The 25,911-nt window shown below is 66.2% G+C and carries 24 protein-coding genes and 1 riboswitch; of the genes, 13 read left to right on the forward strand and 11 right to left on the reverse strand.

From position 1 onward, the window contains the following. Window positions 1-2 precede the first annotated feature (2 nt). Window positions 3-2,684 (reverse strand): alanine--tRNA ligase, encoded by a 2,682-nt coding sequence (alaS, locus tag QX128_RS24135; protein ID WP_316238748.1) that lies wholly within the window; start codon window positions 2,682-2,684, stop codon window positions 3-5. A gap of 181 nt (window positions 2,685-2,865) precedes the next feature. Next, window positions 2,866-2,977: riboswitch (glycine riboswitch) on the forward strand. 146 nt (window positions 2,978-3,123) lie between these two features. Here alaS and gcvT point away from each other — a divergent pair. The 3 genes from gcvT to gcvP all read left to right on the forward strand — a co-directional run bounded on the left by gcvT (window position 3,124) and on the right by gcvP (window position 7,678). Then, window positions 3,124-4,272, forward strand: a complete 1,149-nt coding sequence (gene gcvT / locus QX128_RS24140) for a glycine cleavage system aminomethyltransferase GcvT (RefSeq protein WP_316238710.1) — start codon at window positions 3,124-3,126, stop codon at window positions 4,270-4,272. A 9-nt stretch (window positions 4,273-4,281) separates the two neighbouring features. Beyond that, window positions 4,282-4,647: a glycine cleavage system protein GcvH gene (gene gcvH, locus QX128_RS24145; protein WP_316238711.1), complete on the forward strand. Its 366-nt coding sequence runs from the start codon at window positions 4,282-4,284 to the stop codon at window positions 4,645-4,647. A 157-nt stretch (window positions 4,648-4,804) separates the two neighbouring features. After that, window positions 4,805-7,678 (forward strand): aminomethyl-transferring glycine dehydrogenase, encoded by a 2,874-nt coding sequence (gene gcvP, locus QX128_RS24150; protein WP_316238712.1) that lies wholly within the window; start codon window positions 4,805-4,807, stop codon window positions 7,676-7,678. Here gcvP and QX128_RS24155 read toward each other — a convergent pair. Together QX128_RS24155 and recA are read right to left on the reverse strand one after the other, a co-directional pair. Beyond that, on the reverse strand, window positions 7,657-8,736 hold the full coding sequence (locus QX128_RS24155; RefSeq protein ID WP_316238713.1) for a DUF1835 domain-containing protein: 1,080 nt from the start codon (window positions 8,734-8,736) through the stop codon (window positions 7,657-7,659). The genes gcvP and QX128_RS24155 overlap by 22 nt on opposite strands. A gap of 295 nt (window positions 8,737-9,031) precedes the next feature. Then, a complete protein-coding gene (gene recA, locus QX128_RS24160; RefSeq protein ID WP_315804259.1) occupies window positions 9,032-10,120 on the reverse strand; it encodes a recombinase RecA in 1,089 nt (362 codons plus the stop codon). Between the two features lie 582 nt (window positions 10,121-10,702). Here recA and QX128_RS24165 point away from each other — a divergent pair. Both QX128_RS24165 and QX128_RS24170 read left to right on the forward strand, forming a co-directional pair. Next, window positions 10,703-10,996, forward strand: coding sequence for a hypothetical protein (locus tag QX128_RS24165; RefSeq protein ID WP_315804347.1), 294 nt, complete (start codon window positions 10,703-10,705; stop codon window positions 10,994-10,996). 1,266 nt (window positions 10,997-12,262) lie between these two features. Then, window positions 12,263-12,502, forward strand: a complete 240-nt coding sequence (locus QX128_RS24170; protein ID WP_012045383.1) for a DUF6894 family protein — start codon at window positions 12,263-12,265, stop codon at window positions 12,500-12,502. 338 nt (window positions 12,503-12,840) lie between these two features. Here the strand turns inward: QX128_RS24170 and QX128_RS24175 are convergent, their stop codons facing one another. After that, window positions 12,841-13,086: a hypothetical protein gene (locus QX128_RS24175; protein WP_315804260.1), complete on the reverse strand. Its 246-nt coding sequence runs from the start codon at window positions 13,084-13,086 to the stop codon at window positions 12,841-12,843. Window positions 13,087-13,197: 111 nt separating this feature from the next. Continuing rightward, window positions 13,198-13,494, reverse strand: a complete 297-nt coding sequence (locus QX128_RS24180; protein ID WP_316182504.1) for a hypothetical protein — start codon at window positions 13,492-13,494, stop codon at window positions 13,198-13,200. Between the two features lie 253 nt (window positions 13,495-13,747). Here QX128_RS24180 and QX128_RS24185 point away from each other — a divergent pair, with 253 nt between their 5' ends. Both QX128_RS24185 and QX128_RS24190 read left to right on the forward strand, forming a co-directional pair. After that, window positions 13,748-14,206: a PaaI family thioesterase gene (locus QX128_RS24185; RefSeq protein ID WP_409997964.1), complete on the forward strand. Its 459-nt coding sequence runs from the start codon at window positions 13,748-13,750 to the stop codon at window positions 14,204-14,206. A gap of 147 nt (window positions 14,207-14,353) precedes the next feature. Beyond that, a complete protein-coding gene (locus QX128_RS24190) occupies window positions 14,354-14,605 on the forward strand; it encodes a PilZ domain-containing protein (protein WP_315716061.1) in 252 nt (83 codons plus the stop codon). 16 nt (window positions 14,606-14,621) lie between these two features. Here QX128_RS24190 and QX128_RS24195 read toward each other — a convergent pair whose 3' ends face one another. Together QX128_RS24195 and QX128_RS24200 are read right to left on the reverse strand one after the other, a co-directional pair. Further along, on the reverse strand, window positions 14,622-16,595 hold the full coding sequence (locus QX128_RS24195; protein ID WP_316238714.1) for a pyrroloquinoline quinone-dependent dehydrogenase: 1,974 nt from the start codon (window positions 16,593-16,595) through the stop codon (window positions 14,622-14,624). A 279-nt stretch (window positions 16,596-16,874) separates the two neighbouring features. After that, window positions 16,875-18,371: a caspase family protein gene (locus QX128_RS24200; RefSeq protein WP_316238715.1), complete on the reverse strand. Its 1,497-nt coding sequence runs from the start codon at window positions 18,369-18,371 to the stop codon at window positions 16,875-16,877. Window positions 18,372-18,620: 249 nt separating this feature from the next. Between QX128_RS24200 and QX128_RS24205 the strand changes: the two genes are divergently transcribed. The 3 genes from QX128_RS24205 to QX128_RS24215 all read left to right on the forward strand — a co-directional run bounded on the left by QX128_RS24205 (window position 18,621) and on the right by QX128_RS24215 (window position 21,642). After that, window positions 18,621-19,010: a hypothetical protein gene (locus QX128_RS24205; RefSeq protein WP_316238716.1), complete on the forward strand. Its 390-nt coding sequence runs from the start codon at window positions 18,621-18,623 to the stop codon at window positions 19,008-19,010. A 210-nt stretch (window positions 19,011-19,220) separates the two neighbouring features. Next, window positions 19,221-20,267 (forward strand): HD-GYP domain-containing protein, encoded by a 1,047-nt coding sequence (locus QX128_RS24210; protein ID WP_316182497.1) that lies wholly within the window; start codon window positions 19,221-19,223, stop codon window positions 20,265-20,267. Window positions 20,268-20,406: 139 nt separating this feature from the next. Beyond that, a complete protein-coding gene (locus QX128_RS24215; RefSeq protein WP_316238717.1) occupies window positions 20,407-21,642 on the forward strand; it encodes a GNAT family N-acetyltransferase in 1,236 nt (411 codons plus the stop codon). Here the strand turns inward: QX128_RS24215 and QX128_RS24220 are convergent. Then, complete coding sequence (locus QX128_RS24220; protein WP_315804267.1) at window positions 21,620-22,285, reverse strand: DsbA family oxidoreductase; 666 nt, start codon at window positions 22,283-22,285, stop codon at window positions 21,620-21,622. The two genes, QX128_RS24215 and QX128_RS24220, sit on opposite strands and share 23 nt — an antisense overlap. A gap of 66 nt (window positions 22,286-22,351) precedes the next feature. After that, complete coding sequence (locus tag QX128_RS24225) at window positions 22,352-23,170, reverse strand: helix-turn-helix transcriptional regulator (protein ID WP_315804268.1); 819 nt, start codon at window positions 23,168-23,170, stop codon at window positions 22,352-22,354. Window positions 23,171-23,270: 100 nt separating this feature from the next. Here QX128_RS24225 and QX128_RS24230 point away from each other — a divergent pair, with 100 nt between their 5' ends. The 3 genes from QX128_RS24230 to QX128_RS24240 all read left to right on the forward strand — a co-directional run bounded on the left by QX128_RS24230 (window position 23,271) and on the right by QX128_RS24240 (window position 24,663). Further along, window positions 23,271-23,501, forward strand: coding sequence for a hypothetical protein (locus QX128_RS24230; RefSeq protein ID WP_316238718.1), 231 nt, complete (start codon window positions 23,271-23,273; stop codon window positions 23,499-23,501). A gap of 27 nt (window positions 23,502-23,528) precedes the next feature. Next, entirely contained in the window at window positions 23,529-23,927 is a 399-nt protein-coding gene (locus QX128_RS24235) for a hypothetical protein (RefSeq protein WP_316238719.1), read from the forward strand. A gap of 118 nt (window positions 23,928-24,045) precedes the next feature. Next, window positions 24,046-24,663 carry a class I SAM-dependent methyltransferase gene (locus QX128_RS24240; protein ID WP_316238720.1) on the forward strand — a complete coding sequence of 206 codons (618 nt, stop codon included), beginning with the start codon at window positions 24,046-24,048 and terminating at the stop codon, window positions 24,661-24,663. Window positions 24,664-24,689: 26 nt separating this feature from the next. Here QX128_RS24240 and QX128_RS24245 read toward each other — a convergent pair whose 3' ends face one another. Then, entirely contained in the window at window positions 24,690-25,355 is a 666-nt protein-coding gene (locus QX128_RS24245; RefSeq protein WP_316238721.1) for an SET domain-containing protein, read from the reverse strand. A 237-nt stretch (window positions 25,356-25,592) separates the two neighbouring features. Continuing rightward, on the reverse strand, window positions 25,593-25,877 hold the full coding sequence (locus QX128_RS24250) for a hypothetical protein (RefSeq protein WP_316218132.1): 285 nt from the start codon (window positions 25,875-25,877) through the stop codon (window positions 25,593-25,595). Window positions 25,878-25,911: the final 34 nt, after the last annotated feature.

Consider the following 25,911-nt stretch of genomic DNA (forward strand, 5'->3'; position numbering starts at 1 on the left):
GATCAGCCTGCCTTGCCGATCGCACTCTCGATCGCGGCCAGCGCAGCCTCCGCCTTGGTGCCGTCCGGGCCGCCGGCCTGGGCCATGTCAGGACGGCCGCCGCCGCCCTTGCCGCCGAGCGCCTCGGACGCGGCGCGCACGAGGTCGACCGCATTGAAGCGCGATGTGAGATCGGCGGTGACGCCGACCACGACGCCGGCCTTGCCGTCCTCGGAGGTCGCGACCAGCGCGACCACACCGGAGCCGAGCTGCTTCTTGGCCTCGTCGGCGAGCGACTTGAGGTCCTTCATCTCGATTCCGGAGACGGCGCGGGCCATCAGCTTGATACCGGAGACGTCACGAATCCCGGCTGCCGGCGAGCCGTTGCCGATCGAGGTGCCGCTGCCCATCGCGAGCTTCTTGCGCGCGTCCGACAGCTCGCGCTCGAGCTTCTTGCGTTCCTCCATCAGCGCGGTGATGCGCGCTGGCACATCCTCGACCGTGGTGCGCAGCTCGGCTGCCGCCGCCTTGGCGAGCGAGAGATTGTGGTTGGCATGCGCCCGCGCGCCGCGCGCCGTCAGCGCCTCGATGCGGCGGACGCCGGAGGCCACTGCGCTCTCCGAGGTGACCGCGATCAGGCCGATGTCGCCGGTGCGCTTGACGTGGGTGCCGCCGCACAGCTCGACCGACCAGCCCATGGCATTCGAGCCCAGCTCGCGCGCGGCATTGCCCATCGAGACGACGCGGACCTCGTCGCCATATTTCTCGCCGAACAGCGCGCGGGCGCCGGCCTCGCGGGCGTCGTCGAGCCCCATCAGCCGGGTCGTGACCTCGGCATTCTCGAGCACGACGTCGTTGGCGATGTCCTCGACGCGGGCGAGCTCCTCCGGGGTGATCGGCTTCGGATGGACGAAGTCGAAGCGCAGGCGGTCCGGAGAGACCAGCGAGCCGCGCTGGGCGATGTGGTCGCCGAGCACCTGGCGCAGCGCCTCGTGCAGGATATGGGTCGCGGAGTGATTGGCGCGGATCGCCGAGCGCCGGGAGTGATCGACGTCGAGCTGCAGCGCGGTGCCGAGCTTGAGCGTGCCCTGCTCCACCGTGCCGATATGTGCGAACAGGTCGCCGGCCTTCTTCTGGGTGTCGGTGATGCGGACGCGGACGCCCTCACCGGTGAGCACGCCGGTGTCGCCGACCTGGCCGCCGGACTCGCCGTAGAACGGCGTCTGGTTCAGGACAATGACGCCGCTCTCGCCGGCCTTGAGGCTCTCGACCTCGGCGCCGTCCTTGACTAGCGCGGTCACCGCGCCCTCCGCGGTCTCGGTCTCATAGCCGAGGAACTCGGTGGCCCCGAGCTTCTCGCGCAGCGGGAACCAGACGGCCTCGGTCGCCGCCTCGCCGCTTCCGGCCCAGGCTGCGCGGGCCTTGGCCCGCTGGCGGTCCATGGCATCGGTGAACGAGGCCTGGTCGACGCTGATGCCACGCGACTTCAGCGCGTCCTGCGTGAGGTCCAGCGGGAAGCCGTAGGTGTCGTACAGGGTGAAGGCGACGTCGCCGTCGAACATGTCGCCCTTGGTGAGCGAGGCCGACTTCTCGTCGAGGATGGCCAGCCCGCGCTCCAGGGTCTTGCGGAAGCGGGTCTCCTCGAGCCGCAGCGTCTCCTTGATCAGCGCCTCGGCGCGGATCAGCTCGGGATAGGCCTGGCCCATCTCGCGCGAGAGCGTGCCGACGAGCTTGTGCATCAGCGGCTCACGGGCGCCGAGCAGCTGGGCGTGGCGCATCGCGCGGCGCATGATCCGGCGCAGCACATAGCCGCGGCCCTCGTTGGACGGCAGCACGCCGTCCGAGATCAGGAACGACGAGGCGCGCAAATGGTCGGCGATGACGCGAAGCGACGCCTTCTGCGGCCCCTGCGGGTCGGCATTGGTGAGGTCGGCGATGGCGCGGATCAGCGCGACGAACAGGTCGATGTCGTAATTGTCGTGCTTGCCCTGCAGCACCGCGGCGACGCGCTCGAGGCCCGCGCCGGTGTCGATCGACGGCTTCGGAAGGGGATTGCGGACCCCGCCCTCGAGCTGCTCGTACTGCATGAACACGAGGTTCCAGATCTCGATGAAGCGGTCGCCGTCCGCCTCCGGCGATCCCGGCGGGCCGCCCCAGATCTTGTCGCCGTGGTCGTAGAAGATCTCCGAGCACGGGCCGCACGGGCCGGTGTCGCCCATCTGCCAGAAATTGTCCGAACCGGCGATGCGGATGATGCGCGATTCCGGCAGGCCGGCGATCTTCTTCCAGAGCCCGAACGCCTCGTCGTCGTCGATGTAGACGGTCGCGGTCAGCTTGTCCTTCGGGAGGCCGAACTCCTTGGTGACCAGCTTCCAGGCGAGCTCGATGGCGTTCTCCTTGAAGTAATCTCCGAAGGAGAAGTTGCCGAGCATCTCGAAGAAGGTGTGGTGCCGGGCGGTGTAGCCGACATTGTCGAGGTCGTTGTGCTTGCCGCCGGCGCGGACGCATTTCTGCGACGTGGTGGCGCGGTTGTAGGGCCGCTTCTCGACCCCGGTGAAGACGTTCTTGAACTGCACCATGCCGGCGTTCGTGAACATCAAAGTCGGGTCGTTGCGCGGCACCAGCGGCGAGGACGGCACGATCTCGTGGCCGTTCGCAGCGAAGAAATTGAGGAAGGTCGACCTGATCTCGTTGACGCCGCTCATAGCAATCCAATCGAAGAAGTCCGGGAATTCGGCGGCAATGCTTTTAGACAAGGCGACTTCGCGTGTCCAGAAACTGTGCAGAAACATCATGGGCTTGCTGCACGGCTCCTAAAGCTGGTTGAAAGCCGCCGTGACGCGTTGACAGCTTGCGCGGGCTGGTGTTTGGTCCCGGACATAGACGACAGTCGCGTCGGGAGAGACTGGCCTTCTGAGGTTCTGGTTGAACGTCAAGGGTCGGCGCCGAAGGAGCAACCGCCCCGGAAACTCTCAGGCAAAAGGACCCTCGCGACTGCAACTGCATCTGGAAAGAGACGCTGGCCGGGCCTGATCCCGGGACGCGTCCGCCGACGGGATAATACTCTCAGGCACAGCGACAGATGGGGCTTCGGTGGCGTTTTTCGGGACTGGTCCCGAGGAACCGCGCGAGGACCCCTGATCGATGGCTGAACCGGCTGCCCCCCATTCTTTGAAGCGAACGCCGCTGCATGCGCTGCATGTCAGCCTCGGCGGCAAGATGGTGCCCTTTGCGGGCTATGAGATGCCGGTGCAATACGCGCCCGGCGTACTCAAGGAACACCTCCATACCCGCAGCGCGGCCGGGCTGTTCGACGTCTCCCACATGGGCCAGGTCGCGCTGCTGCCGAAATCCGGCAACGTCGCCGACGCCGCGGCGGCGCTGGAGCGGCTGGTGCCGCAGGACGTCATCGGCATCCCGCCCGGCCGGCAGCGCTATGCCCAGTTCACCAACGCCGAGGGCGGCATCCTCGACGACCTGATGGTGGCGAATTTCGGCGAGCACCTGGTGCTGGTGGTCAACGCCGCCTGCAAGGAGGCGGACATCGCGCTGCTGCGCGACGGGCTGTCCGACGTCTGCGAGGTCCAACCGCTGACCGACCGCGCGCTGCTGGCGCTGCAGGGGCCGAAGGCGGCGTCCGTGCTGACGAAATTCTGTGCAGAGGCCGAGGCGATGCGGTTCATGGACGCGGGGCCGCGCAGCGTCGATGGGCTCGCCTGCTACGTTTCGCGCTCGGGCTACACCGGCGAGGACGGCTACGAGATCTCGGTGCCTGCCGATCAGGCCGAGCGGCTCGCCGAGGCGATGCTGTCCGACAAGGACGTGCTGCCGATCGGACTGGGCGCCCGCGACAGCCTGCGGCTCGAGGCCGGGCTCTGCCTCTACGGCCACGACATCGACACGGCGACAACGCCCGTGGAAGCTGCGCTGGAATGGTCGGTGCAGAAGGTCCGCCGCACCGGCGGCGCGCGCGCCGGCGGCTTCCCCGGCGCTGACAAGATCCTCGCGCAGTTCGATGGCGGTGCGACACGCCGCCGCGTCGGTTTGCGGCCCGAGGGCCGCGCGCCGGTGCGCGAGGGAGCAGCGCTGTTCGCTTCGGCCGATTCAGGCGAGCCGGTCGGCAAGGTCACCTCTGGTGGCTTCGGCCCGACGCTGAATGCGCCGGTCGCGATGGGTTACGTGCCGACCACTCTCTCTGCGCTCGACACCCCGTTGTTCGCCGATGTGCGCGGCCAACGCCTGCCGCTGCGGGTCGCCGCCATGCCCTTCGTTCCCAACACCTACAAGCGCTGAAGGACGTCCATGACTACGCTCTACACCTCCGACCATGAATGGCTCAGCATCGATGGCGACACAGCCACCATCGGCATCACCGACTATGCGCAGGCCCAGCTCGGCGACGTCGTGTTCGTGGAGCTGCCGCAGGTCGGCCGGGCGCTGAAGAAGTCGGAAGCCGCCGCCGTGGTCGAATCGGTCAAGGCCGCCTCCGACGTCTACGCGCCGATCACCGGCGAGGTGGTCGAGGTCAACCAGGCGATCGTCGACGAGCCCGCGCTCGTCAACACCGACGCCGGCGGCAAGGCCTGGTTCTTCAAGCTCAAGATCGCCGACAAGAGCGAGCTCGGCGGGCTGATGGATGAGGCCGCCTACAAGGCGCACACGGCGTGAGACGCGCGGTGCGTAGCCCGCATGAGCGGAGCGATATGCGGGACCGGCGGTCCCGGGGTCGCTGCGCTCGCCCGGGCTACGGCCTGCCGATCTCGCCGTCGCTGTTTACTGGATGCCCCGCCGTCGCGGGGCATGACGAGGCATAGAGGATTTGCTCATGACCACGCCGCTCACGCCGCTCGATGATGCCGCCGCCAGCTTTGCCCGCCGCCATATCGGTCCCTCGCCGCGCGACGTCGCGGCGATGCTGGAGACCGTCGGCACCAAGAGCGTGGCGGAGCTGATGGCGCAGACGCTGCCCGGCACGATCCGGCAGACGGCGCCGCTCACCCTGGGGCCGGCGCTGAGCGAGCCCGAAGCGTTGTCACAGATGCGCGCACTCGCGGCGCGGAATCAGGTTTTCACCTCGCTGATCGGCCAGGGCTATTCCGGCACGCTGATGCCGGCGGTGATCCAGCGCAACATCCTGGAGAACCCGGCCTGGTACACGGCCTACACCCCCTATCAGCCGGAGATCAGCCAGGGGCGGCTGGAGGCGCTGTTCAACTTCCAGACCATGATCTGCGATCTCACCGGGCTCGACGTCGCCAACGCCTCGCTGCTGGACGAAGCCACGGCGGCCGCGGAAGCGATGGCGCTGGCCGAGCGGTCGGCACGGGCGAAGACCAGGGCATTCTTCGTCGATCGGAACGTGCATCCGCAGACGCTGGCGGTGCTGCGCACCCGCGCGGAGCCGCTCGGCTGGCAGCTGATCGTCGGCGATCCCGCCAAGGATCTGGACGGCGCCGAGGTGTTCGGCGGCCTGCTGCAATATCCGGATACGACGGGCGCGCTGCGCGATCCGCGCGCCGCGATCGCCAAGCTGCACGACAAGGGCGCACTGGCGATTCTGGCCGCCGACCTGCTGGCCGTGACCGTGATTGCCTCGCCGGGCGAACTCGGCGCCGACATCGCGATCGGCTCGGCGCAGCGCTTCGGCGTGCCGATGGGCTATGGCGGACCGCATGCGGCCTACATGGCGGTGCGCGATGCGCTGAAGCGGTCGCTGCCCGGCCGCATCGTCGGCCTGTCCGTCGATTCGCGCGGTGCCCCCGCCTATCGGCTGGCGCTGCAGACCCGCGAGCAGCACATCAGGCGCGAGAAGGCAACGTCGAACATCTGCACCGCGCAAGTGCTGCTGGCGGTGATCGCCGCGATGTATGCGGTCTATCATGGCCCGGATGGGCTGAAGGCGATCGCCCGCACCGCGCATCGGCGGACCGCTGTGCTGGCTGCGGGGCTGCGCAAGCTCGGCTTTGCGCCGGAAAGCGAGACCTTCTTCGACACGATCACCGTCGAGGCCGGCGTCAAGTCCGGGTCGATCATCGCCCGCGCCGAAGGCGAGCGGATCAATCTCGGGCGCGACGGCAGCAGGCTGCGGATCGCACTCGATGAGACCACGACGGCCGATGTCGTCGAAGCCGTCTGGCGCGCATTCGGCGGCGACCTCTCCTACACGACGATCGAGGCGGAAGCCCGCGAGGCGCTGCCGGCCGAGCTCAAGCGGCAGCGGCCGTACCTCGCGCATCCGGTGTTCCACGCGCATCGCTCCGAGACCGAGATGCTGCGCTATTTGCGCAAGCTCGCGGACCGCGACCTCGCGCTCGATCGCGCGATGATTCCGCTTGGCTCGTGTACGATGAAGCTGAACGCGACCACCGAGATGATCCCGCTGACCTGGCCGGAATTTTCCAGCCTGCACCCGTTCGTGCCGCGCGCGCAGGCGGCCGGCTATCACACGATGTTCGCCGATCTGACCGACTGGCTGTGCCGCATCTCCGGCTATGACGCCGTGTCGCTGCAGCCGAACTCGGGCGCGCAGGGCGAATATGCCGGGCTTCTGGCCATTCGGGGCTACCATGCCGCCCGCGGCGAGGGCCACCGCACCATCTGCCTCATCCCCTCCTCCGCCCACGGCACCAACCCGGCCTCGGCGCATATGGCCGGCATGGAGGTGGTCGTGGTCGGCTGCGATGCAGGCGGCAATGTCGATCTCGCCGATCTCAAGGCCAAGGCGGAAGTGCATAGCGCCAAGCTCGCCGCCATCATGATCACCTATCCCTCGACGCATGGCGTGTTCGAGGAGCACATCCGCGACATCTGCGACATCGTCCATGCCCACGGCGGACAGGTCTATCTCGACGGCGCCAACCTCAATGCGCAGGTCGGCCTCTCCAGACCCGGCGATTACGGCGCCGATGTCAGCCATTTCAACCTGCACAAGACGTTCTGCATTCCGCATGGCGGCGGCGGCCCCGGCATGGGTCCGATCGGGGTCAAGGCGCATCTGGCGCCCTTCCTGCCCGGTCACCCAGCGACCGACGGCGCGAGCGCGCATCCGATCGGGCCGGTCTCGGCCGCCCCCTACGGCTCGGCCTCGATCCTGACCATCTCCTACATCTACATGCTGCTGATGGGCGGCGACGGCCTGACCCGCGCCACCGAGATTGCGATCCTCAACGCCAACTACGTCGCGGCGCGGCTCGATGCGCATTTCCCGGTGCTCTACCGCAATGAGCGCGGCCGCGTCGCGCATGAATGCATCATCGACCCGCGGCCGCTCAAGCAGAGCAGCGGCGTCACCGTCGACGACATCGCCAAGCGGCTGATCGACTACGGCTTCCACGCGCCGACCATGAGCTTCCCGGTGGCGGGCACCCTGATGATCGAGCCGACGGAATCGGAGTCCAAGGCTGAGCTCGACCGCTTCTGCGACGCCATGATCGCGATCCGCAAGGAGATCGCCGAGGTCGAACAGGGCCGCTTCGGAATCGAGGCCTCGCCGTTGCGCCACGCGCCGCACACGGTGCACGACATCGCCGACGACGATTGGAACAGGGCCTACCGGCGCAGCGAGGGCTGCTTCCCCGCGGGCACCTCGCGCACCGACAAGTACTGGTGCCCGGTCGGCCGCGTCGACAACGTCTACGGCGACCGCAATCTGGTGTGCTCCTGTCCGCCGGTGGCGGACTACGCCCAGGCGGCGGAGTAAGCTTCCTCACGCATGTTCCGAGCGATCGGGCGCCACGGCTCGCGACAATCAATGACGTCAGACGTGCCCGGATCCGGAGCGATGAGCGCCGCATGCCAACGCCAGAGATTGGCGTTGATCAATTCGGTGCCGCCCCACCAGCGCCGGATCGGATTATGGCTGCTGAAATCCTCCTCGCCGGCGAGGATCGCCTTGCCGAGCGGCGTCAGCGACAGCCTGCTGGCCTTGTAGCGCTCGAGGCATTCACGGCTGTCGTGCATCTCGACCGAGAACGGCCATTCGTCGAGGCCCGAAATTGCCGGCACCGGCGCGAGTGCCAGACCGTCAAGCAACGTGCCTCCTTCCCAATAGTCATAGACGCGGCGTTGAAAGCGATCCCGATGATGCGGCAACAGGTCGAAGGGGTGCTGATAGCCGGCTGACAGCAATTCGAGGATTCGCAGTTCCGATGCTCCCAGGCCCGTGGCAACACCGGGAAGCTCATCGAGCATCTCCTGCACGCAGCGGCGAAGCTGCGGCAGTGCACTGAGATCCTGCTTCAACAGATCGAACCAGGCTTGCGGCGTCGGCGTCCGAAACGCCTGCCATGCCAGATGGCCCAGGTCGAGATGCTCACGCGCGAGCGCCACGCCGGCAATGGTCCGGCCGGCGGGTTGTCTGGCCAAGGCGTCGAAGACTGGCGCATCGAGGTGTCGCAACACGATCTTCGTCGCGAACTCGGCGTAATCGCGCAGATAATCCAAGAGCCAGATCAGCACCAACTGATCGTTCGGACGGGTCCCCATCCACAGTTCGACGCTATCGCAACGGTCGACAAGTTCGAGAAAACTCTGACTCCGCCCGCCGACCGCCATGAAGTCGACGCGCGAGGCGAAATCCAACCAATGCCCCCGCTTCCGTCGCACGGTGCGCTGGACGAGATAAGCCGATAATTCGGCATCGGATGGCAGCGGTCCCCACACGAAACGATGGAGAATTGGCACCACCAGGTCGGCAAAGCCGCCCCTCCGAAGCGCTCCGGCGCTGGGATCATCGGCCGCTAAAATCAAACGCGTCATGCTGTTGGCTCCGGCACGACCTGATTGGCTCAAGGCGCTATCAACACGTTCGCAATCGGCTCCCCGCGCCCAGGACCGGCGCCGGAAACGTCGGTGCCGCCGCGCGGATCCGGTCCGCTCGTCCGCTCGCACGCTTTCGATTATTCGCGCTGAAGATCGTATCCGGCGCTCAGAAACCCGGGCTCACTGCATTGGTCATGCAGCAACGCAGATTTCGGCAGAACACTACACATCTGCAAACGGGCGCCGGAACGTCGGCAACACGACGTCCATGGCACCCGCCGCCGTCGTAGCTCTACTCCTCCGCCGGCTCCTCGCCGTCGGCGTCGCGCTCGGCATTGCCGGCCAGGATCTGCTCGGCGATCAGGCCGGAGTTCTGGCGGATCGCGGCTTCGATCTTGGCGGTCATGTCCGGATTGGTCTTGAGGAACGATTTCGAATTCTCACGTCCCTGCCCGAGACGCTGGCTATCGTAAGAGAACCAGGCGCCGGACTTCTCAACGATGCCGGCCTTGACGCCGAGATCGAGGATCTCGCCCATCTTGGAGACGCCCTCGCCATACATGATGTCGAACTCGACCTGCTTGAACGGCGGCGCCAGCTTGTTCTTCACCACCTTCACACGGGTGGAATTGCCGATCACCTCGTCGCGCTCCTTGATCGCGCCGATGCGGCGGATGTCGAGGCGGACCGAGGCATAGAATTTCAGCGCATTGCCGCCGGTGGTGGTCTCCGGCGAGCCGTACATCACACCGATCTTCATGCGGATCTGGTTGATGAAGATCACCATCGTGTTGGACTTGTTGATCGAGGCCGTCAGCTTGCGCAGAGCCTGGCTCATCAGGCGGGCCTGCAGGCCCGGCAGCGACTCGCCCATCTCGCCTTCGAGCTCGGCCTTCGGCACCAGCGCCGCCACCGAGTCGACCACCAGCACGTCGACCGCACCGGAACGCACCAGGGTGTCGCAGATCTCCAGCGCCTGCTCACCCGTATCCGGCTGTGAGATCAGGAGCTCATCGATGTTGACGCCCAGCTTGCGCGCATAGACCGGATCGAGCGCATGCTCGGCATCGATGAAGGCACAGATGCCGCCCTTCTTCTGCGCTTCCGCCACCGTGTGCAGCGCCAGCGTGGTCTTGCCCGAGGATTCCGGACCGTAGATCTCGACGATGCGCCCTTTCGGCAGCCCACCGATCCCCAACGCGATGTCGAGCCCGAGCGAGCCGGTCGACACCGTCTCGACATCCATCGAGCGGTCGTTCTTGCCCAGCTTCATCACCGAGCCCTTGCCGAACTGACGTTCGATCTGGGACAGCGCAGCAGAGAGCGCCTTACTCTTATCCATTGAGGAACCTTCGACGATACGCAGGGCGGTGGCGGACATTGGCGCTCCTTATGGCGGGGATTCGCGAGATGGACAAACGGTTAACGAGGTCGGCCAGCAATCTTGAGGTGAATGTACTCCATCCGTTCTTTGTTCGCAATATGTTCTTCTCGACAATCACGCCTCTTCTCTTCGCAAACCCCTGTCTCTTCGCAAACCCCTGACAACCGCGGGGACACGCCTGCCGCTCGAGGGGCCGGCGCCCAGTGCACCGAGCACCGCCGAGGAAGCGCTGCCCGACGAGCGCGCCCGGAAGCGAAGTCGGACGCCGATGACGGCGACCGCGAGAGGATCCTGGCTCGGCTGAAGGCGGAGGCCATGCGCGCGAGCGGCGCAGCCGCCGACCGGCGATCATGCGAATTACGACCGGCCTGTCCGAGCGCTCCAACCTCGCCTCTCGCGCCAGTGACAGACGCCACTTCAATTATAAGTTGCTATTGTGGTCTCGACCGTGCCCTATCATCCTGCTGGTCCTTCTCTGTGAGCCCCCTACCGCTTCCAATTTTCGGGACCAGCATGACCGGATCCAACAAGGAACAGACCCTCACGCTGTGGCGCCCGGTCGGCCCAAAGGAGTTCGCCTTGATCGCGGCCTCGGGCATGCGGGCGTTTCCGCCGCGCCTTCCGGAGCAGCCGATCTTCTACCCGGTGCTGACCGAGGCCTATGCCGTGAAGATCGCGAGGGACTGGAACGTACCGGCGAGCGGCTGCGGCCATGTGCTGCGCTTCGCGATCCTGCGACGCTTCATCGACGCGTACGAAGTGCATGAGGCCGGCGGCCGAGAGCATCTCGAGTACTGGATTCCCAGCGAAGACCTCGCCGACTTCAATGCCGCGATCGTTGGACCGATCGAGCTCGTCAAGACTTTTCCTTGAAACTACCAAACTCCTACACGCGTGCGTAGATCGCACGGTCCGTGGTTCTCCTGAGAAGAACGAAGTTCCCTCGCCTCTTCTGCTTTTGTTCGGCTCATCGTGCGTGCAGACGCACGATTTCGATGCAGATGTGCAGCCGCCCTGCAAGCAGAGTCCGGCCATGAAGTTCCGCACCAAGCGGCATCCGAGCAGCTCGACGACCGCCATATGACGAGCGACAGATGAAACGACGAACCTCGAACGCCCCTGTGTCGGACCATGCCCGAGGATGGGCTAGCGCGCCATTCGCGCAGCTCCTGATGCGGCCTGAGGAATGGCCCGGACAAGACCCGCGTGATCCGCATCACGCGGCACGCCGGCGCTCACGACATCTTCAAGCCACAAACCATTGTCATAAACTTTGGGTTGCGTTATAGGATCGTGGTTGTCGTACGTCTGAGCAAATTTTTGATCAGCCCCGGATTTGTTTGTTCGTTGCGATGATGGCTGACCCGTATTGTCCGTGATGTATTGTCAGTGATGCGGCGTCGACCGATCCCTTGCAGCCTGCCAGCTCCAACATTTGCAGGCTCCGTCACCCGTAGGCGCACGGCCCTGAAACCATCCGCGCCGAAAGAAAGCCCCGGACGACGTCCGGGGCTTTCGACGTTGATAGCTCCGCTCGGGATGCATCTCCCTCCGTCATTGTCGTGATGTCGGGGAACGGATTGCGGGCGCTGCGCTTCATATCGGCGATGACAAGAGATGACGTGACGTGTCCGTCCTGCAGGGCCGGCCTTCAAAGGATCGAGCTTCACTCGCAGCAAGGCGCCGCGGGAGAGAGGCGTTGTCCGGCCTGCGACGAACTCCTGGAAATGGTCGACGGCGCGACGCAGATTGTTTACCGACTGACAGTCGTGCCGGAACGGATCTTCGACCGCAGCCAAGTGCGTCCCGCGGCGGTTGATCGAGATTGCAACCTTGATCTGACGCAAGGCACGCCGACAGGTTTCGTACTAATTTAATTGTGTCATTGCCGGACTGCCCTTGCTGGGAAGCTACGACGTTGACGCCGAGCCTCGGACCGCGGCGGTCCGAGGCTCATTCGTCGGCCTTCGCTGTGCCCGGTTGCGCCGCACATCACCAACGGCAATCAGCCTAACCGAAGCGAACAGCGCGACCGACCGTATTTTACCGGAATTGATCCGAGTGGGTTTTGCGCTTCCATTTGTGGTGCGTACATCAAACCCAGCGGCCTGGGGCGGTCAGGGCTCACCGGTTTTGGCAATGCCGCTCTATTTCTTTCGTATCCGCAACGGCCACTTCTCAGGCGCGTCCGAGTATGGGACCGAGTGCGCCGACCGCAACGCAGCCTGGAAAGAGATGACCACCGTCTGTGCCGACATGGCCAGCAGCATCTCGCGCAAGCTCGCCGAAAACTCCGAATGGCAGATGGAGCTGCTCGACGAGGCACGGCAGCCGGTCTTCCGCATCCGGATCGTCGCCGAGTCGCTGGATCAGGCCTGACGGCTCGCCAGACCTCTTGTGGATTGTCACCGACGAGAACCACAACCTCAGCCTGTGGCCGCGAGGTCGAGTGCGCGTCATTTCGGCAGCCGAGCTTGATCGAGATCAAAATGCCTGTCTGCATCCTGGCAGACATTTAAATTTGTATGGGTAATCTGATCTTCAAATGTCCGCGAACGGGGATGAACGTGCAGCATTGGCTGGAAGAGCCGAAGCCAGGCGATCCCACGTGCTCCTATGAAACCGTGGTCTGCAAGGCCTGCACGCGGCTTCATTTCATCAATCGCGACACACGCAAGCTTCTTGGCGAAAAGGAATGAGGCGCTTGCCGGAATCGTTCAATCGGCGCTGGGAAGCCGCCGCATCGTGAACTCGATCGCCCCGTCGGGAAGCTCGCGCCAGCTTTCGACGGCGCTCATGTAGCCGGCCTTGGGATAGCGGGTCAGATAGTCGCGGGCCTTGGCGCGCGCTTGCTCGCGCGGCAGCGTGAACGTGTCGCGAACGTAGCCGTCGCGAGCCTGTGCGGCGCCCTTCTGGCGCCGGGCCGCCATCCGGCTGGCAATGTCCCGGGGCCGCATCCCCATCGACGAACTCCAACGCGCTGCCACACCGTCAATATAGACGGGGCCGCGAGGAATCCGAGTCCGCAATTGGCCCGGAGGGTCAGAGCCCGCCCGACCCGAACGCGATGAATCTCAATTGGTGCTGCCGACAGCCTTCGGCTTCTTGGCCGCGGTGGTCTTCATGGCAGGCGCCGCCTTGGGCTGCTCCGCCGCGCGGACGTTGCCCCAGGGATCGGCGCTCGTCTTGGCGTCCGGAATCTTGCGCATGGTGTCCTTGTAGGCCTGCTCCCGCGCCGCTTCAGCTTCCTTTTCCTCGGGCGTCTTCGAGGGACCGTCGGCGAGAAGGTTGATATTGGGCATTTGCGCCATCGCGGGAACCGCCCAGCCTGCCAGCACGGCGACCGCCATCGTCACGATCAGCTTCTTCATTGGTTACTCCCCGGTAGAGGCGCCTTATACCATCGCCTCGCCATGCGCCAAGCCCGCGACACTGTGCCGGAACGGTGGACCGCAGGCGGGATGTTCGCGGCCGCACCGTCTGCGCGCACCTGCCGTCTGTTCCACGGTGTGCCATCATCATAGTTTTCCAACTCCGGCCTTTTCAAGCCGCCGCTCTGCGGCAACATTCCGGCGGCTCCGCCGATCGCGGCGACAAAAGTCGACGAGACAAATCGACAAGACCATGGGAGGACCTCCGCGCGTGCCGAATGAGACCCCGAACTTCACCATCGACGACGCGAGGCGAATCCTCGATGACGTGTTCGCTCCCTGGATCAAGGATCTTGGCCTGATCGTCGAGGACATCGCGCCGTCCCCGCTGGGCGAAGCCGGCGCCATCCTGCGCATGCCGTTCTCGCCGCGGCTCTGCCGCGACAATGGCGTTGTCTGCGGCCAGGCGCTGATGGCTTTTGCCGATACCGCGATGGTGATCGGGATGGTCACCGCCAGCGGCGGCTACCGGCCGATGACCACTGTCGACCAGACCACGCATTTCATGCGCGCCATTGCTTCCGCCGACGTGCTGGCGGATGCGCGCGTGGTGCGGATGGGCCGCACCATGAGCTTCGGCCGGGTCACACTGACCAGCGCCGGCGATGGCAAGCCGGTGGCCATGGTGTCGAGCGCCTTCGCGATGCTCTGATCCGCGCGGCCCGGCCGGGGTTAACGAAACGTGAAGGCGACGGCCCGGGCCTCGCGGGCCGGATTCATCTGATCGAAACGCGAGCGTGATTTATTTTAGGTGCTTTTGACGCGAAAGGTGACGCCATTCGGCACCGGGTTACAGGCCATGAGCGAGACGAGTGACAAGCGCATTGCACCGAGGCATCGGGTGCTGAAGCAGGGCAGGCTGGCGTTCGACGGCGGCGGCGCGGTCGATTGCATGGTCCGCAACATGTCCGATACCGGCGCCAGGGTCGAGGTGGTCAGCCCGGTCGGTCTGCCCGAAGCCTTCACGCTGGTGATCCCGGCCGACAAGTTCACGCGGCGCTGCCACGCAGTCTGGAGCCACGACAAGCGGATCGGCGTCGCATTCGACTGATGGCGGTACCGGACCGTTAGGCCCGCCGCAGGCGCCATCGCCACAACGCCACGAACAGACCAACCAGCACCCCGGCCGCGAGCAGGGCGCCGGCGGAGAACCGTCCGCCCGGACGATCAATCGTCCGTGACCATAGCGAGGGCCCTTCGCCATCCCGCGCCAGCCGAAACGCCACGACGCTGTCGCCGAGCGACGTTCCCGCCTCCGAATGGCCCCCCGCTGCGATCACCACGAATTGCTCGCCCTTCCATTGATAGGTCATCGGATTGGCGACGCCCGGCGCGGGCAACCGGCCCTGCCAGAGCTCCTGACCTGAGACAGCGTCGAAGGCGCGCAGATAGGCGTCCATCGCGCCGGTGAAGACGAGGCCGCCGGCTGTGACCACGACGCCGTTGACGAGCGGCGTGCCCCACTTGAACGCCAGCCCGAGCGGCGCGCGATCCTCGGTGGTGCCGACGGTCGAGCGCCACAGGATCTTTCCGGCCTTGAGGTCGACCGCAACCATTTCGCCCCATGGCGGCCGGTTGCACAACAGGCCGAGCCTGGACATCGCGACCGCCCGTGTCACCGCGAACGGCGCTCCGCGCTGCAGTCCAAAATCAACACCGCGCGGCGCCTTCATCCGGTCGGCTTCCGCGCGCGGGATCAGCCTGACGATGTGGATGGCGCGGCTGACATTGGCGTAGAGGATCTGGTGGACGGGATCGAACGCCGCGCCGCCCCAGTTCACGCCGCCGCCGGTCATCGGAAACAGCAGCGTGCCCTGAGTCGTCGGTGGCGTGTAGAGACCCTCATTGCGCAACGGCGCGAGCTGATCGTCGCAAGAGGAATCCAGGACGCGCGGCACGGCCCTGAAAATATCACCCGCCGCGAAGCGCTGATCGAGCAGCGGCGGCACATGGGTCGGGAACGGCTGCGTCGGCGACAGAACGTCACCCTCGACCGCGCCTTGCGGCACTGCGCGCTCCTCCACCGGCCAGACCGGCGCGCCGGTGTCGCGGTCGAGCACGAACACGAAGCCTTGCTTGGTCGGCTGCATCACGACGTCACGCGCCCCCTGCCCGGTCTCGATCCGCGCCAGCATCGGCTGCGCCGGCAGATCGTAGTCCCAGACGTCATGATGGGTGGTCTGAAACGACCAGGCCAGCGCGCCGCTTTCGATCCGCAAAGCGACCACGGAATCGGCGTGCCGGTTGTCACCCGGACGCGCACCACCGAAGAAATCCGGACTGGGCGAGGAGGTCGGAAGGAACACGAGGCCGCGCGCCTCGTCGACCGACATCGGCGCCCAGACGTTCGCATGTCCCGCCGCGATGCCGTCATGGATCAACGGATCGAAACTCCAGCGCGACTCGCCGGTGCGCGCATCGAAGCCGTTGACCGTGCCTCTGGGCGCATCGACCCGCACATTGTCGCCGATCGATGAGCCGACCACGACGACGTCCCTGCCCGCCACTGGCGCCGAGGTGATCTGGAACTCGCCCGGCCACAGCAGGTCCTTGCCGATGTCGATCCGCACTTCGCCGTTCGATCCAAAGCCGGCGCAGGGCTGTCCCGTCCGGGCGTCGAGGGCGATCAGGCGAGCATCGACCGTCCCCATGAACAGCCGGCTGCGGCATGCCGTGCCGGCGGGCGCCCGCTCGTCCACCCAATAGGCAACGCCGCGGCAGGCATAGCGATTGGCCGGGCGCCGCCCGTCACCGACCTTGGGGTCGAAACGCCAGCGCTGCGCGCCGGTGCCGGGATCGAGCGCGACCACCTCGTTGAACGGTGTGCAGAACACCACGCTGTCCTCGACCAGGATCGGCGTCGCCTCGAACTTGGTGCGCAGGGCTGCTGCAGGCGGCCGGCTCTGCAGATCTCCGGTGTGATAGTCCCAGGCCGGCACCAGCCGATCGACATTGGAAGGCGTGATCTGCGCCAGCGGCGAGAACCGCGTTCCACCGGCATCGCCGCCCCAGTGCTGCCAGCCAAAGGCCGGCACCACCATCAGCTGGCTCCAGACAAGGCCCGCGCAAACACCCGCTCGCCGCAACGACATGACCCTTCCCTCCCTCAGACGGCATCCGAAGCGGAGCACCGGGACGATGAAAGCAGCCTTCGCGGACGGATCGAGCGGGATGGGACGGACGGCGGCATCCGCGGGACGAGTGGTGAGGAGCGATGACGAATGGCGGAACCGAGAGGATGACCCGAACGAACGCCTCCCGCCCAACGTCAATGGCCGCCCCTGCGGGCGGCCACATCGATGCACGGATGTCAGCAAGCTTCAGTAGCCGTAGCCGCGCCGTGCCGGATAGTTCTGAGGCACCCGTCCATAGCCGCCGCCATAGCCGCCGCCGATCCCGATGCTCACCGGCGGCGCCACGCGTACCGGCGGTCCATAATACACGCGCGGCGGAGGCGGCGGCGCATAGACGACGACATCGTCGCCAGGGTCGCGCCGGGGCGTGCGGCCGGCGCGCTTGGGCGGGTCCTCGTCGCGCTTCCTCGCCGGCTTCTCCTCGACCCGCTTCTCCGACTTCCGGGCCGGCGGAGGCGTCTGCGAGCATGGGCAGGTGGGGCCTGCCGCGGCCACGGCCGGCACGACCGGCGGGGCTGCCGAAGCGGCCGGGATCGCCGCATTGGCGGCCGCCACGACCGGCGTCACCACCGGCCGGTTGCGCAGGCGCTCGATCAGCTTGCGCGCGGTCGGGGTCAGGTCGCTGTTCGGATAGCGGTCGAGAAAGCCCTGATAGGACGCCACCGTATTGATCAGCACCGCCTCGTTCCAGGCGGCCATCCTGTTGTGGAGGTCGAGCCATTCGCGCGCCTGCGGGCCATAGGGCGGCGCGGTGTAGAGCGCGACGAACGCCTCATACGCCTCGACGCTGCCGTCGCCGACGATGAGCTCGTTGGCGGCCTCGATCGGCTTGCCCTCCAGGCTGCGCTTCCATTCGTCGACGCTGCGCTTGGCGACGACTGGCCGCGGGCCCGCATTGGCAGCGCCCGCATCCGTCGCCCCGACGAAGCGAAAATCCTCCGTCAGGGACGACGAATCCCATGGCGTCTGACGGCCCTCGGTGACCTTGTTCACCGCGACGCGCACGCGCTTGAACGCCTGCTCGATCGGCAGGCCCGGCTCCCGCGCCGCCTGCAGCAGCGCCGTGGTGTAGGGACTGTTGGCGCCGGTGCCATCCTCGGCTTCCGCGCCGGGCGAGGTCGAGTAGGACAGGAAGGTGCCCGGCGCTCCGGTCTTGGTGTCGACCAGCGCAAGGCCGCGGCCCGCGTTCTGGCTGATGGCGGGAAACGGATTGTTGCGGCAGGCGTCGAGCAGCAGGATGCGCATCCGGCTCGGCACCGAATTGAGCGTGTTCAGGAGATCGTTGAGACGCACGGCCTGCAGCGGAATGTCGGCTTCACGCCGCGGATCGACGTCGACGGGTACGAGATAGTTCTCGCCATCGATCTGCAAGCCGTGACCGGCATAGAACACCAGCGCCACCGTGTCGGGTCCCTTGGCCGCGATCTTGGCAGCAAAGTCGCCCACCTCCCGGTTGAGGTCCCGCTGCGACAGATCGGCGGCGGTCGTCACGTCGAACCCCGCTTCACCCAGCATCTTCGCCATTGCCTTGGCGTCGTTGGCGGGGTTCGGCAGCGGCGTCACCGAACGATAGGCCGACTGCCCGATCACCAGCGCCAGCCTGCTGCCTTCGGCCAATGCGGGAGCAAGGCCGGCGAACAGGCCGCCGGCGAGCAATGCAGCCCTGAGAGCGTACCGAAACATGGGATCTCCAATCTACTCATGGCGTGCCTGTTGGTCGGGCCGTTTCGTGACCCGGTTCACCCCGACGGGCACAATCCGGTGAGCACGATGCCGCACCGCCGGCGCCGTCGACGCCCGCTCTTGCCGCATCGGCCCGCGCCCCGACATCGTTGCTGCACGAGATTCCCGCAGCAAAGCCGTGATCACTGGCTACGCGCTAGCTTGCGCGGCAATGGGGAACGATGCGACATGCGGCGGATTGCGTCACACGTGGGGCTGCTCGCGGCGCTGCTTCTGACCGGCTGCGCCGCCGACAGCAATGCGCGCCTGCCGGCCTTCATGCGGGCCAAGGCGCCCGAGCCGCCGCCGCCCGAAGCCGCACCGGACGTCGCCCTTCTCGTGCGCAAGAATCTCGACATGATCTTCGTCGCAACGACGCTGCCGCGCGATCTCGAGGCCACATCCGCCCGACATGCCGATGCCGGCGATACATGGACCGCCTGCGTGCGGGCTCAGATCATATCCGCCAGTGGAACCGCGCTTCGGCGCCAGACCTATAGGCTCATGATCAGGCACAACGAGATCATCGACCGGCGGCGCGCGGCGGCCGGCGACGACTGTGTTTCTGAAGATTACAAAGCCGTCCTGCCGACCAAGTAATTCCCTCCGACGACGAGCTGGATCCGCCAACTCGACCGGAACTCGCCCTGTCTGTGGGCGGGCAGGAACGGACTACCGCACCGCTCGCAGATTGTTAGTTCTTGGCTAACGCAAATCCGCAACCGCACAGCGAACGAATGGCTCAAATTTAACGATTCCTGCGGAACATCGGGGCCCACAAACGCGGAATGACCCTGGACCTGGTTTTCCATGAACGTTCACCTCGTCGGCGATGACACGGCCAAGCTCGCTATGCTTCGCGGCATGCTGGCCGAACGCTGCTCGCTCACATCTGAACTGATCGGTGATGCCGACTTCAAAGGCGGCGACATCGACGCGATTGTCGTGGCCGCCGATCTGCGCCACGTCGACAACATCACCGCATTGAAGGAAATCTCCGACCGGCTCTCGCGTATTCCGCGGCGGATCTTCCTGACCAACAACAAATCCCGTCTGTCGACGGTCCAGGCCTATGCGCTCGGTGCGACGAGCGTGCTGTCGAGCACGCCGAGCCGCAATCAGTTGCTCGGAAAGCTGCTCGATGCGCGCCCCGGTTCTGCAGCCAAGAGCATCGCGACCGACGACCGCCAGGCTGCATTTGCAGGCGCGTCCTGCATCGCCTCGATGTTCGCAGCCGTGCTGGGCGGTACTGCGATCGACGTCGAGGAGACCCGGCGGGCGGGCAAGCGGATCGCCGACTGTATAGCGGAAAACGGTCTGTCCGACTGGCTCGCCACCGTTCGCCGCCATCACGAAGGCACCTATCAGCACTGCCTGCTGGTGACCGGCATCACCGTGGATTTCGGCTTGAGCCTCGGCGTCCACAGCTCCGATCTGGAGCGTCTCTACATGGCCGCGATGTTCCACGACATCGGCAAGGCCAAGATCCCGCTCACCATTCTCGACAAGCCGGGCCGGCTCGACGTCAAGGAACGCACGCTGGTGGAAACCCATCCCGTGGCTGGTTACGATGCACTGAAGGACAACGCAGCGATCACCGACGAAGTGCTGAAGGCGGTACGCAACCATCACGAATTTCTCGACGGCAGCGGCTATCCCGACGGGCTGATGGCCGACAACATCCCGGACCTGACGCGCATCCTCACCATCTCCGACATCTTCTCGGCGCTGATCGAATATCGCAGCTACAAGCCGGTGATGACGCGCGAGAAGGCCTATGAGATCCTCCAGGGGATGGAGGGCAAGCTCGAGAAGCCGCTGATCGGCGCCTTCCGCGAGGTCGCGCTGATCCGCTGACCGCATCCAGCGACATGCTGAACCGGCCGTTAACGCATCGATTCGAATTGTTGGCCGGCGGCAAGCGTCTCTTGTCAGCTTTGCGCTAGTGTCGCCCACGCGGTGCGGGTTGTCCGCCTCGCGAGGGGATTATCGGGACGTGGCCGAGATCATCGATCGCGCGATGGCGACTGCTTCATCGACGGCAGGGAACCAGCAGGCCGGTCCGCTCGCGCGCGAGCGCGCCGCCGACCTGGTGCCGTTGGAGACCGTTTCACCGCAGGCATGGCAGGATCTGGCGCAGCGTGCGCGCGAGCCGAACGGCTATTACCTGCCCGGCTGGGAACGCGCGGTGAACGCCACGGCGCGCGGCCGCACCGGAACATCGGCGCTGTGCGCATGGGATGACGATCAGCCCTCGCGTCTCATCGGCCTGATGCCCACGACCTCTTTATGGCATGCCTGCAGGCTTCCCCTGCCTGCGCTCGCCAGCGGCCATCCCTACGGCACGCTGTGCACGCCGCTGCTCGACGCCGTGCGCGCGGAGCGGGCTGCGGCGCAACTGCTCGATGCCGCGCGACGAACGGGCGCTCGGGCCCTGCTGCTGCGCGACATGTCGCTGGCAGGCTCCGTGATGCAGGCGTTCGAGGCGGCGCTTCGTCGCGGGGATCTGCGCCCGCGTGTGCTGCAATCCTATGAAAGAGCCTTTCTCGATGCGACCGGCGTCGGCGACCAGATGCTGCATGACGCGCTTGGCGCCAAGAAGCTGAAGGAGCTGCGCCGCCTGCGTCATCGGCTGGCCGAGCATGGCGACGTCCGCTTCGAGGTCGCGCGCTCTCCCGGCGACGTCTCCACTGCGCTGGAGACGTTTCTGGTGCTGGAGGCGAGCGGCTGGAAGGGACATCGCGGCACTGCGCTGATCCAGCACGACGGCGACGCGGCGTTCATCCGACGCGCTGCACCGGCGCTGGCGCGGCACGAGGCCTGCGAGATCATCAGCCTCATGGCGGGCGACACCACCGTTGCGGCGGGCGTCGTCTTGCGGCATCAGGATCGCGCCTTCTTCTTCAAGCTCGGCGTCGACGAGCGCTTCGCGAAATACTCGCCCGGTGTCCAGCTGACGCTTGACCTGACGCGGCACCTTTGCGCGGATCCGAGGATCAACGCCGCCGACTCCACCGCCGGTCCCGACCATCCCATGATCAACCCGATATGGCGCGAACGCCTCGCCATCGGCGACGTGATGATCCCGCTCTATGCGCGCGATCCGGTCGTCGAGCTTATTCACGGCGCGTTGACTGCGCGACGCGAAGGCCTGACCATCGCACGCCGCGCGGTGCACGGGATCCGCGCCCTCCGAAAGCGCCGGCCGGCTACTCAGCCGCCTCGGCGTTGACCTCCGCCGACACCTGCCGGATGGCGCGCGCCAGCATCTGCGGATCCTGCGCGCCGGAGACGGCGTATTTCTGCGCGAAGACGTAGGTCGGCACTCCGGAGATGCCCTTCTCTGCGGCCTCCTGCGCCTGGGCCGAGACCAGCGCCACATCCTCGTCCGTCGCCAGCATCTTGCGGACCACCTCGGCATCGAGCCCGCAATCCGCTGCGGCCTGTACCAGCACCTCGACGTCGGTCAGATCGCCGCCGTCGCGGAAGTACAACTCCATCAGCCGCTGCTTCATCTCCGGCGCCTTGCCGATCTCGCCGGCCCAGCGGATCAGGCGATGACAATCGATCGTGTTGGGCTGACGGGCGACACGATCGGGATGATAGCTCAGCCCCTCCTGCTCCGCGGCCGCGACCACGCGGCCTGCGATTCCCTTGTAGGCTTCGACCGATCCGAACTTGGTCGTGAGGTACTGCTCGCGGCTGATGCCCTCGCGCGGCACCCAGGGATTGAGGAAGAACGGCCGGAAGTTCACCTCGACCGGCACGTCAGGCACGAGCTTCAGCGCCTCCTCGATGCGCTTCTTGCCGATGTAGCACCAGGGACAGACGACATCGGAGACGACATCGATGATCAGCGGCTTCAAGGTGCTCATGCGCGTGCCTCCAAGTTCCCATGGCTGCGCCCAACATAAGCCCACGCGCGGCCAACACAAGCGGGGTCACGGCGAGGTAACCATCTCCTTCAGCCTGAGCGCAGTGAGCTCATCGGCGGGAAAGAAGGTCTCCAACGCCAGCTCCGACAGCGTGATGTCGACCGGCGTGCCGAACACCATCGTCGTCGAGAAGAAGCTCAGCACGTCATCGCCGACCCGAAGCCGCAATGGGATCGCGACGCTGTCGGCCGCGAGCGGCGCCGATCGCGCGGGGAATGGATAGGACTTCAGCTCCTCATAGAGCTTCAGCAGATCCGCATCCGCGGTGGCCTCGCATTGCCGGTGCAATCGCTCCAGCAGATGGCCGGCCCATTCGGCGAGGTTCACCGTCCGCGCCGCGAGCCCCTCCGGATGCAGCGCCACCCGCAGCACGTTGAGCGGCGGCGCAAGCAGCCGCTCGGAGACCCCTGTCAGCAGCGGCGCGATCATGCGGTTCGCCGCGACCAGGTTCCAGTGCCGGTCGATCGCCAGCGCAGGGTTGGGCTCGTGCGCCTTGAGCACGAGGTTCATCGCCTCGCGCGCGGGCTTGAGCGCCGGATCATCCAGCGGGCGCTGCTGGAAGGCGGGCGCGTAGCCGGCCGCCACCAGCAAAACGTTGCGTTCGCGCAATGGCACGTCCAGTCGCTCCGCCAGTTTGAGGACCATGTCGCGCGACGGCGCGGAGCGGCCGGTTTCCACGAAGCTCAGATGTCGTGCCGAGATCTCGGCATCGAGTGCGAGATCGAGCTGGGACAGATGCCGGCGCTGCCGCCATTGCCGCAAGTGCTCGCCGACATGAGCGGGTCTGGCGCGGTCGGCGCGCGCCGAAGCAAGCTGTGCATTCATGATCCGAGACCTATCACGCTGACGTCAGCGCCTCCATGATCTGCCAGGTAATCGAAATGCCTCCCGGCGCAGGTCATCGTCCTCACCACAGGAGATGACGATGAGCAGGCAGCGCGATCCCGAGACCCTTTCCTTCCCCTTCACCGCCGCCAGCCAATGGCTGGCGGGTCTCGCGACATCGCTGCTGGCGCGCTCGCTCAACATGCCGGAGTCGCTGCTGCACGTCACGGGCAGCCTCGTCTTCGCACAGGTGTACGCGATCGAGACGAGAGCCGCGCGCTCGCTGCGCCCGGCGCGGCTGCGGCGTCAGCTCCTGGCCTTGTTCCGTTGAACCGCCCCCAACCGAAGGAGACCCGACATGATCACCTCGTCCGCCCTGCTCCGCCGCGCCCTGCTCGCCGATGCCGCCTTCGGCGGCGTTGCCGGACTCGCGCTCACCTTCGGCGCTTCGCCGCTGGCGACGCTGCTGCAACTGCCTGACGCGCTGCTGCTCGAGACCGGGCTGTTCCTGATCGTCTACGCGGGCTTCGTCGGCTGGCTGGGCTGGCGGCAGATGGCTCCAAGGCCGCTGATCCTTCTGGTCATCGCCGGCAATGCGGCGTGGACGGTCGGCAGCATCGCGTTGCTGTTCTCGGGCGTCGTCACACCGAACGTGCTCGGCGAGATATTCGTCGCGGTGCAGGCGGTGGGCACCGGCGTCTTCGCCGAATTGCAGTATATGGGCTTGCGCCGGAGCACCGTCGCGGTCACGGCCTGACCGGCGGTGAGCGCCGGGCTTCATGATCGAGCGGCCCGGCGCTCGCGACCGAACCGAGATTGACATGCGCGGCGAATGCATCTTCTGCATGATCTGAGATCGACAGGGGATCGCAGCGATGCAGCCGCAGGTGATCGGAACGGAAGGCTACGCCACCGAGGCCGACAGTCTCTTCGTGCGCTACGAGAGCATTCCGTCGGAACAGGTCCATGGCGCCGTGCTTCACCTGCTGCCCGCCGCGCCAGCGCGCGTGCTCGACATCGGTGCGGGCACGGGCCGCGACGCCGCCTGGTTTGCGAGCCTTGGACATCAGGTGGTGGCCGTCGAGCCGACCGAGGCACTACGCGTCGGCGCCATGCAACTGCATCCCTCCCCCGCCATCACCTGGATCGACGACAGCCTTCCCGATCTGGCCGCACTGGCCGCTCGTGACGAGCAGTTCGACCTGGTGATGCTGACCGCCGTTCTGATGCATCTCGACGAGGCGCAGCGGCGACGCGCGCTGCCCAACATCGCGGCACGGGTCGCCCCCGGCGGACTGCTGATCATGACGCTGCGGCATGGGCCGGTGCCGCCGGGCCGGCGGATGTTCGAGGTCGCGGCCGAAACGATCATCGAGCCGGCGCGCCAGCTCGGGCTGACGCTCCGGCTCAACCGCCTCGGCGAGTCGCTCGGCGCCGAGAACCGGGCGGCCGGAATCACCTGGACGACGCTGGCCTTCGGCAAGCCGTCCTGAGAGATCCCGGAAACGGGCCCGCCAGATCAGGCCGCCTTGGCGCGGCTGGTCAGCGTCTTTGCGGGAGTGGATTTGGTCTTGCCGCGACTGCCGGCAGCCGGCCGCCGGGACTTGGCTTTGCCGCGAGCCGCCGCGCCCGATTGGGCTTTTGCCTTGGACCGCTGCTTGGCCTTGTCCTTGACCAGCTTCTCGGCCTTTTTGTTCGCCTTCTTCTCGGCCTTGCGCGCGTCCTTCGCCTTCACCCGCGCCCGCTCGGCGCGCGCCTCGGCCTTCTTCTTCGCCCGCTTCTTCTCGCAGGCATCGCATTTGCAGCCGATCGGCTTCAGATAGGCTTTGAAGTAGTCCGTGCCGTAGTCGTAGTTGATCTCCTCGCCGGGCTCGATGTTCTTGATGGCCCGGATGAAGATCTTCTTCTTGCGCGGCTTGACGTCGGACTCGGCGTTCGGCTTGCAGGAATGATTGATGTAGCGGGCGACGTTCTCGCGGATCGAGCCGTCGATGGTCCAGCGCTTGTCGAGCTCGAACAGATATTTGTTCTCGATCGCATCCTCCTCCGCCTTCTTCGAATCCAGGAGCGGTCCGAAATAGCGGATGATCTTGGTGCCCTTCTTGATCGGCTGTGTGGCAAACAGGCCGAGCCCCGTCTTGGAGCGGCCGATGCGATAGGGTTTGGATTGCGGGATGACAGGCATGAGTGATGAGAAGACTTGGACCTCGCGAGGCCGCCGTTCTAGGATAAATTCGCGACGCTGTCAGGTGTTTCCCGCCGCCGTTTCGCGCCGTCCCCAGCTTGCAGCGTCCTGCGCAGGACGAGTTCCGGTCATCAGGGGCCCTGCCGCTCGAAATCCTTCGACATCGCGACGTGGCGCGAATCAGCGCCGCGCTGATGCTCTAGGCTGCGTCCGTCGGCCGGGCGGCCGCAGCGAACGTCACTTCGCGGTCTTGCGCACGGCGGATGTGCGCCTGCTCGCTGGCTTCGATGCGCTCTTCCCGGTCTTCGATTTCGCCGCCCGCTTGCGGCCGCTGGTCTTGGTCTTTGCCGCCTTCTTGGCCAAGACGCGCATGTTGTCGACCAGATTGGGATAGCGCCGTCCGGCGCGCCGGGCGCGGGCCTTGGCCGTCGCCTTCTCGGCCGGAGTGAGATGGGTGGAGGCCTTGCCGGCGCGCTTGCGCGGATTGGCCTTGCTCCAGGGAGCGCGTGGGGTTCGTGCCATGCTTTGCCAACGCATGATCCCCCACCCGGTTTCC

The organism is Bradyrhizobium sp. SZCCHNR1015 (assembly GCF_032489875.1).
In the GTDB taxonomy this organism is placed as follows: Bacteria; Pseudomonadota; Alphaproteobacteria; order Rhizobiales; family Xanthobacteraceae; genus Bradyrhizobium.